Genomic DNA, 18,364 nt, shown 5'->3' with positions numbered 1-18,364 from the left:
AATGATGTCCTGTTAACGCACTAGCACCTGGCTATCTTGAGTATACTTTTCCATATCGGAAATAATGATAGTTTGATTTTTATTAAGGCCTTCAAGCACTTCGATGTAGTTTACCGAACGCTGACCAAATTTAACCGTTTTTTTCGTGGCAAGATGTTCATCAACAACAAACACGCTCGCTTGATTATTTGCAACAGCATTCGCTGGCATGGCGACGAATATCGCTTCGGGCTTATGGCTCGTTACAATAACCCCTTCAATGTTGAGTTTATCTCTGGCTTCTCTTGGCAAAGTGCCTTCAATGCTCAGCTCTACCTCAACTTGGCTATTGGTGACTTTTGGGGAAACGCGTTTTACGATGGCGTTAAAACGCGAAGTGTAAGTATCGATTGTAGCCGACTGCCCAACTTGTACATGCGGTGCATCTAGTTCTGCGATGTTTATCTTAGCAACTAGCAAACGCGGATCTGCCACCTCTGCAACCGAGCTGGTATTAGACAATTGCATGCCCACTTCAATCAGCACATCCTGAATTTGTCCAGTAATTGGCGAGCGCACATCAAGTGCTGCAATATTCTCTTCAAGTAGCTTTATTTCGGAACGTAGACTTGCTTGCTCAGCCAGCTGCGCTTTGGCTTTTGCCTGTTGCACTTGTTGCTGAGTGGCAACCCTAGCTTGCTGTAACTCCACTTGCTTTTGACTACGCTGCATTGCAAACTCGCTGCGTTGATGATCAAGCATAGAGATAGTGCTATTGCCCTTTTCTATTAAGGTTTTTTGCGCCTGCCACTGAATCTTGTCGGCTTTATAAGCCAATAAAGCATCATGGTGTGCGGTATGGGTCTCTTGCACTTTAGCCTTTAATTCTGCAAGTTCAGCCTCATGCTGAGCTGAAATTTTAGTAAGTTGGCTATGTTTTTGAATGAGCGCTTCGCGCAGTGATGGGTTTTCAAGCCGGGCAAGTAGCGTACCTTGAGTGACCATTTCACCCGGTTTGACCAACACTTCAACCACTTTGCCACCACTACTACTGGTAACCAAATGGCGTTTTTCCAATGCAAGACTGCCAAGTCCCTTAACACTGAGTTCAAACTCGCCCTGTTGGACTTTAGCAACGATTAACTCTTCTTGGAAAACCACGTTTGATGCACTTTGGGTATATGCTTTGGCAAAAAACACCAAACCAACTACAAGTAACACAATAACAAGCAATGCGAGCTTCTTAAGCGGCATACGCTTTGTTTTCACCAGTTTTATATCCATACTCTGTACTCCACTTTGAGAATACAGATGATGAATCAAATTTCAGGCCAAGTATTTTTTATATTAAAATCAATAAAATACAATAAGACCAAGTTTGTGTTCGATAAAATATGTGTCGAAGTCGAGACACTAACACCTTAATAACTGTGTCGAAAGCGAAACAAAAGCTAAGTGACTTCTACTTTGTTATGATTGAGACGTCAATTCCTATTATATTTCTGAGCATGTTGCTGTTTGCGCCTCGTACAATGCGCTAAGACTTTGCGCTTTTCATCTTCGCTGTAACTTGTCCAGCAGGTGATTTCATTCAACGTTCTAAAGCAGCCTAAGCACACATCTTTATCATCCAAACAACACTTTCTGATGCAAGGGGACTGGACTAAATTACAACTAGAGTGTGACATCGCTGCTCCTTCATACAGATTTACTCAAAATAGCTTGCCGGAAAACAAGACTCTCTCTTTTTGCCTTTAAAATGATGGCAGACCTCTCCCGTCTCGGTATTAACTAAAAAGGAATAGTCAATATCCTTAAAGTAAAACCAAATGAACTCCATGTCTTCTTCTAAGAAATGTTGTTCAAAAGTGAGCTCACCAAAATGCACCGCTAGCGCCTCAATATCTGTTATTTCATCGTAACTAACGGCATAGACAGCTAGGCTCGTGAACGTGGCTAAAACAAAAAATACCTTAACTAGGCCAATGTGCATTTTAATACCTTTAGTCATTTTATTGGACGAAATACACCATCTTCGTCAATCAATATACAAACTGGGTGGGGCTATCCCCACCACATACGCACGACCTGTTGCGCATCGTTTACTTCAATATTGAATCGCTGAGGTTGGTGGTCTTGGGTCAGCATATCTCCAGATTGGTACACTCTAATTACTTTACCAACGATTGTTTGTAGAGATTTTGAATAATCAATATCTTGCACCATTTTATCCTTATTTATACTGGAAGTTTAAAGCCAACGACGCACTCTACCTCGATAGCGTAAATAGGCATCTCCAAAAGTTTGTTCCATCATCTTTTCTTCAAATCGAATGTACCATCTGTCGGCAATAAGTAAAAAAGCGATCACAAACAAAAATGACTCGAGTGCACCACCGATTAATACAGCATAGCCTAGTAATGCAATGACAAAGCCTAGGTACATGGGGTTGCGGGTATATTGAAATACCCCGGCCTCCACCAATTTATCAGGCTTATTGAAAGTCATAATATTGGTTTCTTCCTTTGCAAATGTCGTGCTGCCCGACTTGGCCAGTACAAACCCCAAAGCAATCGGTACTAACCCTAACAGATTGAAAGGGTAATAAATAAAATGTGGTGCAACAGTCAACCAACACACCACAGGCATCAATACGACAAATAAAAACAGTAAAATAGGAGGCAGTAGCTTTTTCATGATGTTATTCCTTACGATTAAGACAAAAATGTAGAGATAAGGTAATGCGAATTCTGTTGCTGCGCCTTAACCTATGTTAAGCCAAGCTCTTTTCTAATTCTCGACAGCGATACATCAGTGATCCCGAGATACATCGCGATATGGCGCAATGCAATCGAGCGGCTTAATGCTTGATTTTCTGTGGTAAAGCGTAAGTACCTTTCCTTTGCACTTAACTGGAGTAACGCCGCTTCGCGTTTCTCTTTTTTAAGCGCCAACTGTTCATAAATTTTGCGTACAAACCGCCCCCAGTTGAGGTTTTGCTCAGATACAGTGACTAAGTCAGCATAGCGAATTTCGGCAATAACACAGTCTGTTAGCGCTTGCGTTGAAAATGGACTCGGCTTTGCTTCCAGGTAACAAGATAAACATGAGAATGCCCCGCCCTTTTGTAGCAGAGATTTATTCCGTTCATTACCCTTTTCATCTAGGTAAAAATAACGTCCATATCCATCTAATAAGAAGTAAACACTCGAGGTTTTCTCACCTTGTTCGAATAGCATCGTATCGGCTGTGATATGACCGATTTTAATATGCGGAGCCATAAGTAGCCAATCCTCAAGTGAGAAGTCAACTAGCCGCCCGTATACAGCTAACCATTTTTGATAATTTTCGTTATTTGATTTAGACATTAGTGTAAGTGCTTTTCGAATAGTAACAGGATTTTATTGTCATAAGGCATCGCATCGAGCTGCTGATCTCCAAACTCCTACTATATGTGCTTCGCTCGCGTATTAGCTGCAAATACATCTAGCCAAATGTGCGTTATACGCAACTTCTCTAACACGTATTTTTCCATCAGTTTTATCGCTACTTGTCTTATTCCCAATCCTTTTTAGCAACCACAATACGGCGAAATTCACACTTTTCAGCTCTGCTTCAACAACTAAAATAATAAAGCCAACTATTTCACTGCCTGATTGGATTGTTAAATAGTGTATGTTGGGTTCAGAAAATAACCGCTGATGAGCAAGCAGCGAATTACTCAAGATAAACTCCTTATTATCATCCGCATTATTCATTTTGCTCAAAGCTGGAAGTCGTGTAAAAAACCCCTTGAAATAATGTGGGCATCTCATTCGCTTTTGTAGTTAAGTAAGAGTTTTGAATTAAGTTCATTAATGAAAAGGTTATCCTGTAACCTCGATTCTTGCTCGATCAGCCATGCTTCAAAAAATTCTAATGTAGCTGACTGATAAAGTTGCGATAGCCAATCTTGGAGTGATATATCACAAGCCTCACATAAAGCTTGCTGACATAACCAAATATTTTCAGGCATTGCCACATTCTTACCATACTTGATGAGCTGAGAATGCTGAAAAGCACTTTTTATTCCAACAAGTCCAAGCTTCCCCTGTTCATCTATGGGTGCAAGGTGATTATCTTGCACAAAACGCGGCGATGCTGGGAAATCAAATACGAACTCAGGAGACTCATAATTGGTGTACTCATATTTGACAATAGCACCAGCAGACAAATTTGTCGCTTCACATGGAATAGTGAAAGGAATATTGAGGCTGCATTCATTTTCACCAAGCACATAATGACCATAAACTATAATATCCGTTTGCAACTTAAAGCCATCTCCAGGCTGATGGCTATCTGGGATAATCAACTCCCCACGTAATAGCGTATCGTCACCACGGCTGAGCTTCTGTACCGAAGATTTCTGTAAGTTAAAAAATTCTCCAACGTGTATTTGCTTCCCTTTTCTATTTAATGTTGCCGATAACGCGATAGACTCAGGGATCAAAATACCGTCTTCTTTGAGGTAGGGAAATAGATGCTTGAAGATCCAAACTTGTGGCTCTCTTTTTAGTAGTGCCGTCATCGTCTCGGAAATCACGATATCAAAGCTACATTTTTCTTCATCCTGCCATTTTAATGCATCACAACAAATCAACCGCTCGATGCAGTGCTCGACATCAAAAGTATCAATTAATTTTTTCACTGCGACGACATTTTCTGGGTGTATATCAATTAGAGTAGCTCTTATAGGAAGGCTGGGATGTAGTGCTAACAATGGAAGCAGTAGCGTGGCGTAAGGGCCTGTGCCCGCATATAAAATATGAACTTCGGATAAACCTTCACTCAGTTTATCTTCGATAGCTGCTTTTACACCTTGCATAAAAATCAAACTGCGCCGCAGTTCTTGAGAGCATTTAGCTGCCTGCACAGGAGAAATAGCAACACCATATTCAGTATGAACACTACTCCAATCATTCATATCAAACCGAGTATCAACGCCACTCAATTTACCAAAGAATTTGATGAACTCATCAAACAACGTTGTCAGTTCAGGAGATTCCTTATTTGCAGCAAAAATTCCTGTTAAACACCTGCTTTTAAAGCTATTTAGATCCATATGCTTTCCCATGATATAAGACGCTGTCGTGTTAAGTACTTATTCTTATTAAAGTATCATTTAAAGATAGAGTGTATATATTTGCAATAAAAACCTTAAATCAACTCACCGTGATCATTTTTCTAGTTTGAATCAACAATATAAAGTAGCGCTTAATTCACCATTTCGACAGCACCTACACCTGATCCAACACCAAAATCTTCTAGTGGTTCATTATTTTGGTTATTATTAGCTGCACCACTTACGCTGTTGCGTAGAAGAAAGTAATTACTTACTTTTTATAACTAATTAATGATATGTGAGCATTGTGTTCGCCATTTTTGTTTACTCTCATCTTATTCATTGTTTCGGATCAAATTGTTTCTAGTTATAGCTGCTAAGCTACTATCGATTCAATCAAGGAGCAAAAAGATGAAAGCAGCGTTAGTGCACCAATTTAAACAACCGTTAGAAATTCAAGAAATTGAGAAACCGCAACTTACTCAAGGATCGGTCATCGTTGAAATAGCCGCCTGTGGTGTTTGTCACACCGACTTACACGCCTGCCATGGTGACTGGCCAGTTAAGCCTAAATTACCACTAGTGCCTGGTCACGAAGGTGTGGGTATTGTTATCGCAAAAGCAGACGATGTTAAACACCTAGCCGTTGGTGATAGAGTGGGTGTACCTTGGCTTCATAGCGCCTGCGGTCATTGTGAACACTGCCTAAAAGGCGACGAAAACTTATGCCCAGAGCAGTTAAATAGTGGCTATTCCGTCGACGGCGGTTACGCACAGTACTGTAAAGCCGATGCCAACTACGTGGTAAAAATCCCCGAAGGCTTGTCATTTGTCGATGCCGCACCTCTATTCTGCGCGGGCGTCACCACCTATAAAGCACTAAAAGTATCGAAAGCCAAACCCGGTGAATGGGTTGCCATTATTGGTGTAGGGGGCCTTGGTCACTTAGCAGTGCAATACGCCAAAGCAATGGGGCTGAATGTAGTTGCGGTTGACACTGGCGAATCAAAGTTAGCACTGGCAAAAGATCTTGGCGCCGATTTATGTATCGACTTTAAGCACAACGATCCCGCAAAGTTGATGCAAAATAAGCTAGGTGGAGTCCAAGCCGTAGTTTGTACCGCGGTCTCAAAACCAGCATTTACGACGTCATTTAACAGCGTGAAGCGAGGTGGTACTTGCGTACTCGTTGGTCTACCACCGGAGGAAATGCCTATTCCTATCTTTGATACCGTTCTTAAAGGTATTAGTGTTGTTGGTAGCATCGTTGGTACCCGTCAAGACCTCACTGAATGCTTGCAGTTTGCCGCTGAGGGCAAAGTAAAGGCCATTATTGAAACCAAACCACTTGAGCAAATCAACGATATATTTGACGATATGCTCAATAGCGACATTAACGGCAGAATCGTACTTACTTTCGACTAGACCCATCAAGCAGCCAAATACTTGATAACCATTTGGCTGCTTTCTTACTTCGGCAAAGTGACAAAAGCCAAGAGCAAGTTGTTCTCTTGCAGCTGTTATCCCTTACTACTGCATTAGATTTGCTTGCAATAGGCCAGCTATTGACGCACAAATTTACCTTGTATTAAGAAATAACTTCTGGCTGGAGTGATATTACGCTTTTGAACTTAGGTACTTTAGTGAATTAACTCACTTCTTATCCCAAGTTCAGGTTCAAAAGTTTAATGCGACTACTGCTATAGAGCGGATCTTTACACTTAAATTCACCGCCTAACTTCGCCCGCTTTAACACAATATTTAGCCTGAAATGTTTCCCTGAAACGACTTTATCGGTGTGCGGTGGTACTTCGCATCCAGTCGGAAACTTCAGTAAATACATATCAAACTTAACTGGCCACATCGCGGTTACGAGTAACATTTTTGATAACCCGACTGTTGCCTGCCAAGTTGCCAACGAACATACGTTGGTTTACTTTCCATCAATGCACACTCTAAGCTTCATTATTATTGCGGCAGCGCTTTGTAAATAGAATACAGAGGAACAACACACTGCCACTCTTCCTGAGAAATAGAGTACACAGCAAGGTTGAAGCACTCGTTCCGATAAACACCTGCGCGACGTAATATGCCATCAAAGTGCGCACCAAGTTGCTCAACCAACCGGCGTACTAAATCATTACGCTCGTTGACTCTAAATTCAACCAAAGCGAAGCCTAGCGTATTCAAATACTCTGTCACGAATAAACCAAACACCTTGTCGAACAGAGTATCGTGGATAACCCAACTCTCTTCTACCAATACTTTTTTGGCCGCTGAGTCATCGACTGTAATTAAGATCATGCCAAGCATTTCGCGCGTTTGAGTTTGTCGAACACAAATACAGTGCTTTGATTTATCTTCAGCTGCTTGTAAAAAAGGTACTAGCACTCTTTGTTGTCGTAACTGTAATAATTCTTGAGCCTCATATTCATCACCATACCTGAGCGAAAACAGACCCTCCAATCGTTGATATTCACCCGCTCTTAACGTTCTCAAAGCAAACGCTGAGTCCGAAAATTCAACACGGATATCACTTATGGGGACGTTACTTTCACCTGATGGGACGATTATTGGCTTTTCTGAGTGACTAATGCGTGACTCAAATTATCACACCTATTCAAGTCTAAAAGCTATGCCTGTGACTTCCCATTAAACTCAAACAACAAATAAGCCGTAAAGAACAAGCACAACCAAAGTCAACGCAAAACCAACTCGGATCCGCTTGAGTACAGTCTCATCATTCAGTGTTTTAAAAATCACACCACCTAATACCAACCACATCGTGTCAACCCCTATCGCCACCACGTAGCACACGCTAGCGGCAAGTAGCGTAGCAACTAGGTTTGAACTTGCTGGCACCGAAGCCGTCGCAAAAATAGCGATACAAGCCGCATAGGCTTTGGGATTGAGGAGGTTAAGAATAAACCCATCTTTAAAGCTCGGTAGCTGCACACCTGCACTGCCAAGTGCAGCGTTATTTGCTGCAATTTTATAGGCGACGTAAATTAAGTAGGCGGCTGCAAGCCATTTAAGCACGAGCGTCACTTGGGGCTGACTCACCAGTAACCCTGCAACCCCAGTGGCTGCGAAGATCACCGCGACAAGCAATCCTGCCAAAATACCAGCTAAAAACGGGAAACCTTTTTTAACACCTTGACTCGCCCCCGTCGCAGCCAGTGCTAGTGGCGCGGGACCGGGTGAGCCAAGTAACACCGCGGTTGTGATTGCCACAGAAAGTAAAGCTTCAAACATCATATCGTCCTTATGAATTACAAGTCTGCATGGTGGAAATCAAAGAAGAAGCCGAATGGCAGGCACACCTTCAAGACCAAGCAACAACTCGGGAGTTTTATTATGTAGAGAATAAGGCTCTTGAGAACAGAGCCTTTAATTTAGTATGGCGCTACGCCTCTGGGANCTCGGCCTTCCATTAGCACGCGAGCGCTGCGGCTCATGACGGCTTTTTTGGCTTGCCAGCGGCCAGACTCCTGCAGTGCTTCCGCGCCAACTTTTAAGGTGCCTGATGGGTGTCCAAAAGTCACGGAATTAAGATCACCGCCACCTGCTGCTTCGTTAACTAGGGTGCCAGAAATTGCCGCCGCGGTTGCTATCGCCACAGCAGCAGTTCCCATCATCGCATGGTGCAACTTACCCATAGATAAGGCGCGAACGTTTAAGTCGATGGTATTGGCTTCCACTGCTTTACCGCTCGATGCTGCATAAGATTTAGCAGGTGCAACGAAGGCAATTTTTGGGGTATGTTGGCGAACTTTCGCTTCGTCAATATGACCTATTAAACCCATTTTAACTGCGCCATAAGCACGGATCTTTTCAAATCGCTCTAGTGCAGCTGAGTCTCCATTAATCGCATCTTGTAACTCTGTACCTTCATAACCTAAATCAGAAGCACGGAAGAAAAGCGTTGGGATCCCGGCACTTATCATGGTCACTTCAAAGGTGCCTTCATCAGGCACAGTTAACGTATCGACGAGATTGCCCGACGGAAACATATCAACATCTGGGTCGCTTGGATCCATAAACTCAACCACCACTTCTGCTGCTGGGAAAGTTACGCCATCCAGTTCAAAGTCGCCCGTCTCTTGCACTTCTCCATTTCTGATTGGAACATGCGCCACTATGGTTTTGCTAATATTTGCCTGCCAGATTTTAACGACAGCAACACCGTTCACTGGCACTTTATTCGCGTCGACTAAGCCATTGCTGATTGCAAATGCGCCCACCGCAGCAGTTAAATTGCCACAGTTTCCGCTCCAATCAATAAATGGTTTGTCGATAGCAACCTGACCAAAAAGATAATTCACGTCATGGTCGGCTTTGTCGCTTTTACTTAAGATCACCGTTTTACTGGTACTGGAAGTTGCACCGCCCATGCCATCGGTATGTTTACCATAGGGATCTGGGCTGCCAATCACACGTAGCAGCAAGTTATCTCGCGCTTCACCCGGTTGCTGCGCGTACTCGGGTAAATCTGTTAAATTAAAGAACACCCCTTTAGAGGTGCCGCCACGCATATAAGTGGCGGGAATTTTAATTTGCGGCTTAAATTGACTCATGTTTATACGCCTTCCGCTTCGAGGAAGTCTTGAGCAAAGCGTTGTAACACGCCGCCAGCAGAGTAAATAGATACTTCTTCAAAGGTATCTAATCGACAAGTCACAGGCACCTCTACACGCTCACCACTTTGACGATTAATCACAAGAGTTAAAGTAGCGCCTGGTGCCGGTTCACCCTCAACGTCATAGGTTTCTGTACCGTCAAGTTCAAGCGTTTTACGGGTCGTGCCCGCTTTAAACTCAAGCGGTAATACTCCCATACCGATTAAGTTGGTACGGTGAATACGTTCAAAGCCTTCCGCTGCGATAACTTCAACTCCAGCTAATCGAACACCTTTTGCAGCCCAGTCACGAGACGAACCTTGGCCGTAATCTGCGCCAGCAACGATGATCAGCGGTTGTTTACGCTCCATATAGGTTTCGATGGCTTCCCACATTCTGGTGACTTTGCCTTCAGGCTCAACACGCGCCAGTGACCCTTGTACTACTTCACCGTTTTCTACCACCATTTCGTTTAACAGTTTGGGGTTGGCGAATGTCGCACGCTGCGCCGTTAAGTGATCACCTCGGTGTGTCGCGTATGAGTTGAAATCTTCCTCTGGTAAGCCCATTTTGGCCAGATATTCACCCGCCGCACTGCTTGCTAAAATCGCATTCGATGGCGATAAATGGTCAGTCGTGATGTTGTCACCTAAAATCGCTAATGGACGCATGCCTCTCATGGTACGCTCGCTCGCGAGTGCCCCTTCCCAATAAGGAGGGCGACGAATATAGGTACTCGTTGGACGCCACTGATAAAGTGGGTCGTTGTCTTCACCATAGTCTACCGTGAGGTCAAACATTGGCTCATAAACGGCGCGGAACTGCTCTGGTTTAACACTTTCTTTGATCACCGCATCGATTTCTTCATCGCTTGGCCAGATATCTTTAAGCGTGACCGGATTGCCCTCTTGATCGCGACCTAAAACACCATTTTCAATATCAAAGCGCACGGTGCCTGCAATTGCATAAGCCACAACCAACGGTGGTGAAGCTAAGAAGGCTTGTTTTGCGTAAGGGTGAATTCGACCGTCAAAGTTACGGTTACCCGATAACACTGCCGTTGAGTATAAATCACGGTCAATCACTTCTTGTTGAATTTTTGGATCAAGTGCGCCACTCATGCCATTACAAGTCGTACAAGCAAAGGCTACAACACCAAAACCGAGCTGTTCAAGCTCAGGTAGGAGCTTTGCCTCTTCCATATAAGAACGTACCGCTTTTGATCCCGGTGCAAAAGACGTTTTCACCCAAGGTTTACGAGCAAGACCTAATTTATTGGCATTACGTGCGAGCAAGCCAGCAGCAACTACGTTGCGTGGATTACTGGTATTCGTACAGCTGGTGATAGCAGCGATGATCACCGCGCCATCTGGCATCAAGCCATCTTTTGGCGCTTCAATCTCTTTAACGATACCTTGATTAGCAAGGTCGTTAGTTGCAACTCGGCGATGGGGATTTGAAGGACCGGCAATATTACGCGTCACCGTCGACAAATCGAACTTAAGTACACGCTCGTACTGTACGTTTTGTAAAGAATCAGCCCAAAGCCCTGTTAGCTTAGCGTATTTTTCCACCAACTTGATTTGCTCGTCATCACGGCCGGTGAGCTTCAAGTAATCAATGGTTTGCTCATCGATGTAGAACATGGCCGCGGTTGCACCATACTCTGGTGTCATGTTTGAAATTGTCGCACGGTCACCTAAATTAAGATCTTGCGTACCTTCACCAAAGAATTCTAAGTAGCTAGAAACTACCCGTTCTTTACGCAAAAACTCAGTGATCGCCAGGACGATATCCGTTGCGGTGATCCCTGGTTGGCGTTTGCCAATGATTTCAACACCAACAATATCCGGCAATCGCATGTATGAAGCACGGCCAAGCATCACGCTTTCTGCTTCAAGGCCACCCACACCAACGGCAATAACACCGAGTGCATCAACGTGTGGCGTGTGGCTGTCGGTGCCAACAAGCGTATCAGGGAAAGCAACACCGTCGCGCGCTTGAATAACTGGCGACATTTTTTCCAAATTGATTTGGTGCAAAATACCGTTGCCTGGCGGGATCACATCAACGTTTTTAAATGCCGTTTTGGTCCAGTTGATAAAGTGAAAACGGTCGTCATTTCGACGGTCTTCAATCGCGCGGTTTTTCTCAAATGCATCTTCTTCATAACCGGCGTGCTCTACAGCCAAGCTGTGATCCACAATCAGTTGAGTCGGTACGACTGGGTTGACTTTAGCCGGATCGCCGCCTTTTTCAGCGATAGCATCACGTAAACCCGCAAGGTCGACTAGTGCTGTTTGGCCCAAAATATCATGGCAAACCACGCGAGCAGGAAACCACGGGAAGTCCAAATCGCGACGACGCTCGATGATCTGTTCAAGATAATCATTGAGTTTTTCAGGCTCAGCGCGGCGTACTAAGTTTTCAGCAAGAACGCGTGAAGTATAAGGTAAAGTCTCGTAGCTACCTGGTTTAATAGCTTCTACCGCTTCTTTTGTATCGTAATAGCAAAGCTCAGAATCAGGTAAACGTTTACGGAATTGAGTATTCATAACAACTTCCAACAATCTGTGACGGAGAACAGGCGGCCATGGTGACCGCCAGAATAGGTTCGAACAGTGTTCGATTAACGCTCAGAAATGGCAGGAACTGGGCGTAGCTCCTCACCAGTGTATTCCGCCGATGGACGAATGATACGGTTATCTGCGCGCTGCTCCATAACGTGTGCAGCCCAACCTGTTAAGCGTGACATAACAAAGATTGGTGTGAACAATTTAGTTGGGATCTTCATGAAGTTATAAGCTGATGCATGGAAGAAATCGGCATTACAGAATAGTTTTTTCTCGCGCCACATGACTTCTTCACAGCGTACAGACACAGGGTAAAGTACCGTGTCACCCACATCTGCTGCTAGTTTTTCAGACCAACGTTTGATGATTTCGTTACGAGGGTCACATTCTGAATAGATAGCGTGACCAAAGCCCATGATCTTTTCTTTACGCTCAAGCATACCCATCATTTCTTGCTCTGCGTGATCCGCAGATTCAAAGCGCTCAATCATTTCCATTGCCGCTTCGTTTGCGCCACCGTGAAGTGGACCACGTAGAGAACCAATCGCACCAGTAATACATGAGTGCATGTCAGAAAGCGTTGAGGCACAAACACGCGCTGTAAAGGTTGATGCGTTAAACTCATGCTCTGCATAAAGGATAAGTGATACGTGCATCACACGCTCATATAGCTCACTTGGTTTTTCGCCGTGCAATAAGTGTAAGAAATGTGCACCGATTGAATCGTCATCCGTCTCTACATCGATACGAACGCCATCATGGCTAAAGCGATACCAATAACAAATAATGCTTGGGAAACTTGCCAGCATGCGATCGGTTACTTTACCTTGCTCATCAAAGCTTGCTTCACCTTCAAGATTGCCAAGCATTGAACAACCCGTACGTAATACGTCCATTGGGTGTGCATCAGCAGGAATACGTTCTAATACCTCTTTTAACGCCTGCGGCAAACCGCGCATCGCTTTTAGCTCGCTTTTATAAGCGTCTAGTTCAGCTTGATTTGGTAAGTTACCTTTAAGGATAAGGTGAGCTACCTCTTCAAACTGACAATTTTCAGCTAGATCCTTTACATCGTAGCCGCGATAAGTCAAACCTGAGCCCGACTTACCTACCGTTGAGAGTGCTGTTTTTCCTGCCACTTGACCACGAAGGCCCGCGCCACTTAGTACTTTAGCCATATTATTGTCTCCTGAATTTTTTACCTGCTGGGTATTGATATTTTGTGCTGCTGAGCAACCCTCAACAGCTTTAATTTTTTACTTATTTTTACCTTCGGCGAATAATGCATCGAGCTTTTGCTCATAATCGTGATAGCCAAGGTAATCATACAAATCCATTCGGGTTTGCATGGTATCGAGTACCGCTTTCTGGTCCCCATTTTCTAAAATAGACTGATACACCAGCTCCGCCGCTTTGTTCATCGCTCTGAACGCACTCAATGGGTAAAGCACCATATCTACGCCCCACTCACCCAGCTCAGCTTTGTTCCAAAGTTCTGTCTTACCAAACTCAGTGATATTCGCGAGGATGGGCACATCAAGTGCTTCGCTGAATGCGCGATAGTGTTCTTCAGTTTGTACCGCTTCTGCAAAAATGCCATCAGCGCCTGCCGCGACATAGGCTTTTGCACGCTCAATTGCCGCTTCTAGCCCTTCTTGTGCAAACGAATCTGTTCTTGCCATAATGAAAAAGTCAGGATCGGTGCGCGCATCAACTGCTGCTTTAATACGGTCAACCATTTCTTCGGTCGACACGATTTCTTTATTTGGACGGTGACCACAGCGTTTTTGCGCTACTTGATCTTCCATATGTACTGCAGCGGCACCTGCTTTTTCCATATCTCGGATGGTTTTTGCAATATTGAAAGCGCCGCCCCATCCAGTATCAATGTCGACCATTAAAGGTAGATCACAAGCCGAGGTAATGCGACTTACATCTGCAATTACATCATTTAGAGATGTCATTCCTAAGTCAGGTAAACCATAAGATGCATTAGCGACGCCACCACCAGAAAGATAGATAGCTTGATGACCGATTTTCTTTGCCATCATCGCGCTATATGCATTGATAGTGCCGACGATTTGAAGCGGTTTATTGACTTTTAGTGCTTCACGAAATTTTTTTCCTGCGCTCATGATGATGTTCTCTCTTAAAAGTGTGATTGATTGCTTGCTAACTTGGTTGCGATATTATTTTTAGAATATTGAATATGTCGACGCATCAGTATTTCTGCCAGTTCTGGGTCGCGGTTACTGATCGCCCGAACGATATGTTTATGCTCGTCAAATGCCGTGGTGACGCGGGGACCGGCCATCCCTAACTGCACACGATACATACGTACCAAGTGGTAAAGTCCATTGACTAGCATAGAGATAAGACTCGCATTTTTACTGCCAAGAATAATGCGGTAATGAAAATCGAGATCGCCCGCTTCTTGATAATAAGAATGTTGGTTTTTGACTTCATCGAATTGACTCGACAACAAACCTTCTAAGTCTTGAATTTCAGTGTCAGTCATGTGCTGCGCTGCAAGCCTTGCCGCCATACCTTCGAGTGCTTCGCGGATCTGATAAAGCTCCATTAACCCTTCCGGTGTGAGAGTAACAACGCGCGCCCCTACGTTAGCTTTACGCTCAACAAGGTGACATGACTCCAAGCGGTTAATTGCCTCACGAACAACCGCTCTGCTGACTTCATACTTTGTCGACAATTCCATTTCGCTGAGCTTAGAACCTGCCGCTATTTCCCCTTCTACAATTTCCTTACGCATACGAAAGAATGCTTTATCAGAAGAAGTAACCGCTTGCTCGTCAAAAAAGCTCATCATTAGTTAGCCAGTCTTTGTAATTTAAGTTGTAGACAATATAGTGCTGGTTGACGCGCACGTCAACCAGCCTCGCCACAAATTGTCGACAATTTTCAATATAGGTAGTATTCACCATATTTATAGCTTGTGACAAATAATCAGCCTGATGTATTTATCTCGATACGGTATCAGGAAAGGATTAATTGCATCGCCCAAAAATCATGCATATTATGAAGATACCTTTACTTTAGCCTGAAGATTGCGATGCGGTGTTTTCAATTAGTAATGCTTACCCTGTTGTTAGTTACCGGATTAGCGCAGGCGAACACCTATACCGTATTAGTCTATCACGGTGCCAATCCTCCCTACTATTTTGAAGAGCAGGGAAAACCCAAGGGTATTTTTGTCGACATTTTTCAAGAGTTGGCAAAACTGACTTCACACCAATTTGAGTTTATGCCGCTCTCTGTCGCCAGAGGACAGCGCTATTTCGGCCAAGGAAAAATAGATATTGAACCTGGGATCAATAAAGCGTGGCGGGCTGAAGCGGACGTCCCTGGGATCTATAGCATCGACTATGCTTTCTCAACGGAGGTGCTGCTTGGGTATCAATCTCGCTGTGTAGGCAAGCATGAGCCCGAGCAGTTCTATGGCGCGTTAGTCGGCAAAGTAAGAGGATATCGTTACGATAATTTTGAAGCGCACTTAGGCGAAGGCAAGATAGTGGTTTATGAAAATGTATCGGAGAAAGAACTGCTAGCACAGCTTGAACATGAGCGTTTAGACTACATCATGATTGGTTCGGTGACAGCAGACTACTATATTTCACAACAACCAAAGTATCGCAAATTTCAGTCTTGCTATGAAATAAGCCGATTACCCGTACATATGCGCTTGCAGCCTCATCTAACTGAGTTACAAACGGAAATAAATATCGCCTTGCGACGAATGGTTAATGACGGAAAAATAAAATCCATCTATGCTAAATATAGATTAACGCATTAACGTGTGGAGTTGTTTGGTAATGACGAATGCTGTTGTTGGACGTCTACTACTGTTTATTTTGCTGATTAGCCCGTTGCCGTTATGGGCGAAATTACAGATTGTTACGGAACTTTCTCCACCCAATCAAACCATAGAAAACCACCAAGTTGCAGGCTCAAGTACTGATCTGGTCAAAGCGATTTTAAAAGCAGCTGAGCTCGAGGGACAGTTTTCAATTTACCCTTGGGCTAGAGCTTTTAAATTAGCACAGCATGACAAATATACCTTAATTTATAGCATCGCAAAGACCCCGGCGAGAGAAGACAGTTTTCATTGGATTGGCCCTGTTGCCGTATTTCATTTAGGGTTTGTTACCAATCGCTACCGTGAGGACATTAAAATCCAATCACTTGAGGATGCCAAACAATACAAAATAGCGGTTCAGCGTGGTGATATCGCAGAAGGCACACTAAAAGCACTTGGGTTTAACTTTGTTCAAACCAGCGACATCGAAAAGTCATATGAATTACTCGTCGCAAATCGTGTTGATTTAGTGATTGATGACCCGCGTTATATCAAAACTATGGCCGCGGAGCTTAACCTTCCAGCCGACCACTTTGCCTTTTTATACGATGTGGAAGCACTCTCAGTAAAAGGTTACCTTGCAACGAATAACCAGCTTCCTTTAGCCATCGTTGAGAAACTACGTAGTGCATTTACTAAGATAAGTAAAACAGAAGCTTACCGTAAGGTATTAGAGCCCTAGCTAAACCCAATTGCTTTAATTCAAAATACTCTCACGTATCTTACCTTGTATTAGAGCACTTAACCGTCGTTACTTTTCATAAAAGCCAATACCAAGCAAGTAGCTCATCTTATTAAAAAGAGATAACATTTCAGCCTAAACCTGCCGATTACAGTAACGATTTGAAAGGAAAAACAGTGATTGAACGAATTGACACCAAACAACGAATGAGCCGTATTGTAAAACATAATGGTACTATTTATTTATGTGGCCAAGTGTGTAAGGACGCCGAGCAAGGAATTAAGGAACAAACTGAAACCATGCTTGAGAAAGTTGATGAGCTACTTATTCAAGCAGGTAGCGACCGTAAACACATTCTTTCTGCGACAATTTATATTAAAGACATGAAATATTTTGCAGAAATGAACGAAGTGTGGGATGCATGGGTGCCTGAAGGTTATGCACCAGCTCGCGCTTGTGTAGAAGCGAGCATGGCTCGTGATGCATTGCTTGTTGAGATTTCAGTGGTCGCTGCGGAGCTATAACAGACCATGATAAACCAGGCGTAAATTGAAGCCGATGAATTTCACTCTCAGACTTGCATAAGTAAATCTGAGAGTGATTATCTTGCTTGCTAACTTACGACTGAGCAACTTCTTCCATCGTTTGTTCGGCGTAATTCGCACTTGTATGCACAACACTTTGCAACTGTTCAACAAGCTCTTGACGTTTATCCTCTTGAATAAACATCAAAGGAATTTCTTGGGACTTTTTCTCTCCGTTGTCAGTGATATAGGTAAAGCGGATCGCAGATTCATCGTGTTGAAAGTGCGTAAAATCGTCTTTTTTAATGAAAAGTTTATTAGCACCCGGAATTTTTTTAATTTCTACGTGCTTATCAAAAATTTGTACTACTTCCATTTTTGTTCTGATTATATACAAGGCCACCATCAACATAGCAGCTACAAGAATGAATGGAACGATAATGCCAACACCAGTACCGATCAATCCAATTAGGCCAAAGCGATTAGTTTGCCTCTCATCAAGATAATAGGTCTTACTAGGCTCTGTAGATACAAGTTCACCGCCTAACTCACTCGATAGATTCTTATAAAAGTTCTCCGCGTTATGCTTATCGACCATTCTGTAACTCCACCCAATTTAGTACAGCTATTTCGTAGAATTCTATGCAGCCTCAAGATAACCAATTGGTGTCATATCGCCTAGTGAATCATGAGGTCGCTCATAATTATAAATATCTAACCACTCATCAGTGATTTCACGTACTTCTTGCAGCGACTCAAACAAGTATAAATCGAGCACTTCTTCACGGTAACTTCGGTTAAACCTTTCCACAAAACCATTCTGGTAAGGACTGCCTGGCTCTATAAATTCCAACTTGATGTCATTTTTCATTGCCCAATCTTCGAGTGCCGTTGAAGTAAATTCTGGGCCATTGTCCACTCTAATCTGCTTTGGTTTACCGCGCCAAGCAATAATTTGTTGTAGCGTTCTAATAACTCGTTCAGAAGTTAAGCTTGTATCGACCTCAATCGC

Annotated in this window: 22 protein-coding genes and 1 pseudogene; 5 read left to right on the top strand and 18 right to left on the bottom strand. The window is 43.5% G+C overall.

Annotated elements, in window-relative coordinates:
* Window positions 1-12: 12 nt before the first annotated feature.
* The 8 genes from CKO50_RS12390 to CKO50_RS12355 all read right to left on the bottom strand — a co-directional run bounded on the left by CKO50_RS12390 (window position 13) and on the right by CKO50_RS12355 (window position 5,080).
* The gene (locus tag CKO50_RS12390; protein WP_095728406.1) at window positions 13-1,263 is read right to left on the bottom strand and encodes an efflux RND transporter periplasmic adaptor subunit; all 1,251 of its coding nucleotides are present in this window, start codon (window positions 1,261-1,263) and stop codon (window positions 13-15) included.
* A gap of 200 nt (window positions 1,264-1,463) precedes the next feature.
* Entirely contained in the window at window positions 1,464-1,667 is a 204-nt protein-coding gene (locus tag CKO50_RS12385; RefSeq protein ID WP_095728405.1) for a DUF1289 domain-containing protein, read from the bottom strand.
* A gap of 20 nt (window positions 1,668-1,687) precedes the next feature.
* Complete coding sequence (locus CKO50_RS12380; RefSeq protein ID WP_095728404.1) at window positions 1,688-1,972, bottom strand: hypothetical protein; 285 nt, start codon at window positions 1,970-1,972, stop codon at window positions 1,688-1,690.
* A gap of 71 nt (window positions 1,973-2,043) precedes the next feature.
* Complete coding sequence (locus tag CKO50_RS12375) at window positions 2,044-2,205, bottom strand: I78 family peptidase inhibitor (RefSeq protein WP_095728403.1); 162 nt, start codon at window positions 2,203-2,205, stop codon at window positions 2,044-2,046.
* A 24-nt stretch (window positions 2,206-2,229) separates the two neighbouring features.
* The gene (locus CKO50_RS12370) at window positions 2,230-2,676 is read right to left on the bottom strand and encodes an isoprenylcysteine carboxylmethyltransferase family protein (protein WP_095728402.1); all 447 of its coding nucleotides are present in this window, start codon (window positions 2,674-2,676) and stop codon (window positions 2,230-2,232) included.
* 71 nt (window positions 2,677-2,747) lie between these two features.
* Complete coding sequence (locus tag CKO50_RS12365) at window positions 2,748-3,347, bottom strand: Crp/Fnr family transcriptional regulator (protein WP_095728401.1); 600 nt, start codon at window positions 3,345-3,347, stop codon at window positions 2,748-2,750.
* Between the two features lie 102 nt (window positions 3,348-3,449).
* Window positions 3,450-3,737 (bottom strand): hypothetical protein, encoded by a 288-nt coding sequence (locus tag CKO50_RS24655; protein ID WP_255229679.1) that lies wholly within the window; start codon window positions 3,735-3,737, stop codon window positions 3,450-3,452.
* 53 nt (window positions 3,738-3,790) lie between these two features.
* Complete coding sequence (locus CKO50_RS12355; protein ID WP_095728400.1) at window positions 3,791-5,080, bottom strand: class I SAM-dependent methyltransferase; 1,290 nt, start codon at window positions 5,078-5,080, stop codon at window positions 3,791-3,793.
* Between the two features lie 162 nt (window positions 5,081-5,242).
* Here CKO50_RS12355 and CKO50_RS25140 point away from each other — a divergent pair, with 162 nt between their 5' ends.
* Together CKO50_RS25140 and adhP are read left to right on the top strand one after the other, a co-directional pair.
* Window positions 5,243-5,347, top strand: a complete 105-nt coding sequence (locus CKO50_RS25140) for a GlyGly-CTERM sorting domain-containing protein (protein WP_095728434.1) — start codon at window positions 5,243-5,245, stop codon at window positions 5,345-5,347.
* Window positions 5,348-5,491: 144 nt separating this feature from the next.
* The gene (gene adhP, locus CKO50_RS12345; RefSeq protein ID WP_095728399.1) at window positions 5,492-6,505 is read left to right on the top strand and encodes an alcohol dehydrogenase AdhP; all 1,014 of its coding nucleotides are present in this window, start codon (window positions 5,492-5,494) and stop codon (window positions 6,503-6,505) included.
* Between the two features lie 256 nt (window positions 6,506-6,761).
* Here the strand turns inward: adhP and CKO50_RS24650 are convergent.
* The 8 genes and pseudogenes from CKO50_RS24650 to CKO50_RS12305 form a co-directional block, all read right to left on the bottom strand.
* Window positions 6,762-7,024, bottom strand: a pseudogene (locus CKO50_RS24650) (2OG-Fe(II) oxygenase); the annotation flags it as partial.
* Between the two features lie 24 nt (window positions 7,025-7,048).
* Window positions 7,049-7,579: a GNAT family N-acetyltransferase gene (locus CKO50_RS12335; RefSeq protein ID WP_255229678.1), complete on the bottom strand. Its 531-nt coding sequence runs from the start codon at window positions 7,577-7,579 to the stop codon at window positions 7,049-7,051.
* A 159-nt stretch (window positions 7,580-7,738) separates the two neighbouring features.
* The gene (locus CKO50_RS12330; protein WP_255229677.1) at window positions 7,739-8,338 is read right to left on the bottom strand and encodes a LysE family translocator; all 600 of its coding nucleotides are present in this window, start codon (window positions 8,336-8,338) and stop codon (window positions 7,739-7,741) included.
* A gap of 137 nt (window positions 8,339-8,475) precedes the next feature.
* Window positions 8,476-9,657 carry a 2-methylaconitate cis-trans isomerase PrpF gene (gene prpF / locus CKO50_RS12325; RefSeq protein ID WP_095728396.1) on the bottom strand — a complete coding sequence of 394 codons (1,182 nt, stop codon included), beginning with the start codon at window positions 9,655-9,657 and terminating at the stop codon, window positions 8,476-8,478.
* Between the two features lie 2 nt (window positions 9,658-9,659).
* On the bottom strand, window positions 9,660-12,254 hold the full coding sequence (gene acnD, locus CKO50_RS12320) for a Fe/S-dependent 2-methylisocitrate dehydratase AcnD (RefSeq protein ID WP_095728395.1): 2,595 nt from the start codon (window positions 12,252-12,254) through the stop codon (window positions 9,660-9,662).
* Window positions 12,255-12,328: 74 nt separating this feature from the next.
* Window positions 12,329-13,450, bottom strand: a complete 1,122-nt coding sequence (prpC, locus tag CKO50_RS12315; protein WP_095728394.1) for a 2-methylcitrate synthase — start codon at window positions 13,448-13,450, stop codon at window positions 12,329-12,331.
* Window positions 13,451-13,528: 78 nt separating this feature from the next.
* The gene (gene prpB / locus CKO50_RS12310) at window positions 13,529-14,407 is read right to left on the bottom strand and encodes a methylisocitrate lyase (RefSeq protein ID WP_095728393.1); all 879 of its coding nucleotides are present in this window, start codon (window positions 14,405-14,407) and stop codon (window positions 13,529-13,531) included.
* A gap of 14 nt (window positions 14,408-14,421) precedes the next feature.
* The gene (locus CKO50_RS12305; protein ID WP_176474655.1) at window positions 14,422-15,096 is read right to left on the bottom strand and encodes a GntR family transcriptional regulator; all 675 of its coding nucleotides are present in this window, start codon (window positions 15,094-15,096) and stop codon (window positions 14,422-14,424) included.
* A 246-nt stretch (window positions 15,097-15,342) separates the two neighbouring features.
* Between CKO50_RS12305 and CKO50_RS12300 the strand changes: the two genes are divergently transcribed.
* The 3 genes from CKO50_RS12300 to CKO50_RS12290 all read left to right on the top strand — a co-directional run bounded on the left by CKO50_RS12300 (window position 15,343) and on the right by CKO50_RS12290 (window position 17,352).
* On the top strand, window positions 15,343-16,083 hold the full coding sequence (locus tag CKO50_RS12300) for an ABC transporter substrate-binding protein (protein ID WP_255229676.1): 741 nt from the start codon (window positions 15,343-15,345) through the stop codon (window positions 16,081-16,083).
* A 19-nt stretch (window positions 16,084-16,102) separates the two neighbouring features.
* A complete protein-coding gene (locus CKO50_RS12295) occupies window positions 16,103-16,828 on the top strand; it encodes an ABC transporter substrate-binding protein (RefSeq protein WP_095728391.1) in 726 nt (241 codons plus the stop codon).
* 176 nt (window positions 16,829-17,004) lie between these two features.
* On the top strand, window positions 17,005-17,352 hold the full coding sequence (locus CKO50_RS12290) for a RidA family protein (protein WP_045963633.1): 348 nt from the start codon (window positions 17,005-17,007) through the stop codon (window positions 17,350-17,352).
* A 94-nt stretch (window positions 17,353-17,446) separates the two neighbouring features.
* Here CKO50_RS12290 and CKO50_RS12285 read toward each other — a convergent pair whose 3' ends face one another.
* Both CKO50_RS12285 and CKO50_RS12280 read right to left on the bottom strand, forming a co-directional pair.
* Window positions 17,447-17,950, bottom strand: coding sequence for a hypothetical protein (locus CKO50_RS12285; protein WP_095728390.1), 504 nt, complete (start codon window positions 17,948-17,950; stop codon window positions 17,447-17,449).
* A gap of 42 nt (window positions 17,951-17,992) precedes the next feature.
* A partial coding sequence (locus tag CKO50_RS12280) for an integrase core domain-containing protein (RefSeq protein ID WP_141240142.1) occupies window positions 17,993-18,364 on the bottom strand: 372 nt, incomplete at its 5' end.

The organism is Pseudoalteromonas sp. HM-SA03, assembly GCF_002289345.1.
Taxonomy (GTDB): domain Bacteria; phylum Pseudomonadota; class Gammaproteobacteria; order Enterobacterales; family Alteromonadaceae; genus Pseudoalteromonas.
The sequence above is the reverse complement of the archived record's forward strand: the minus strand, read 5'-3'. Positions and strand labels throughout refer to the sequence as shown.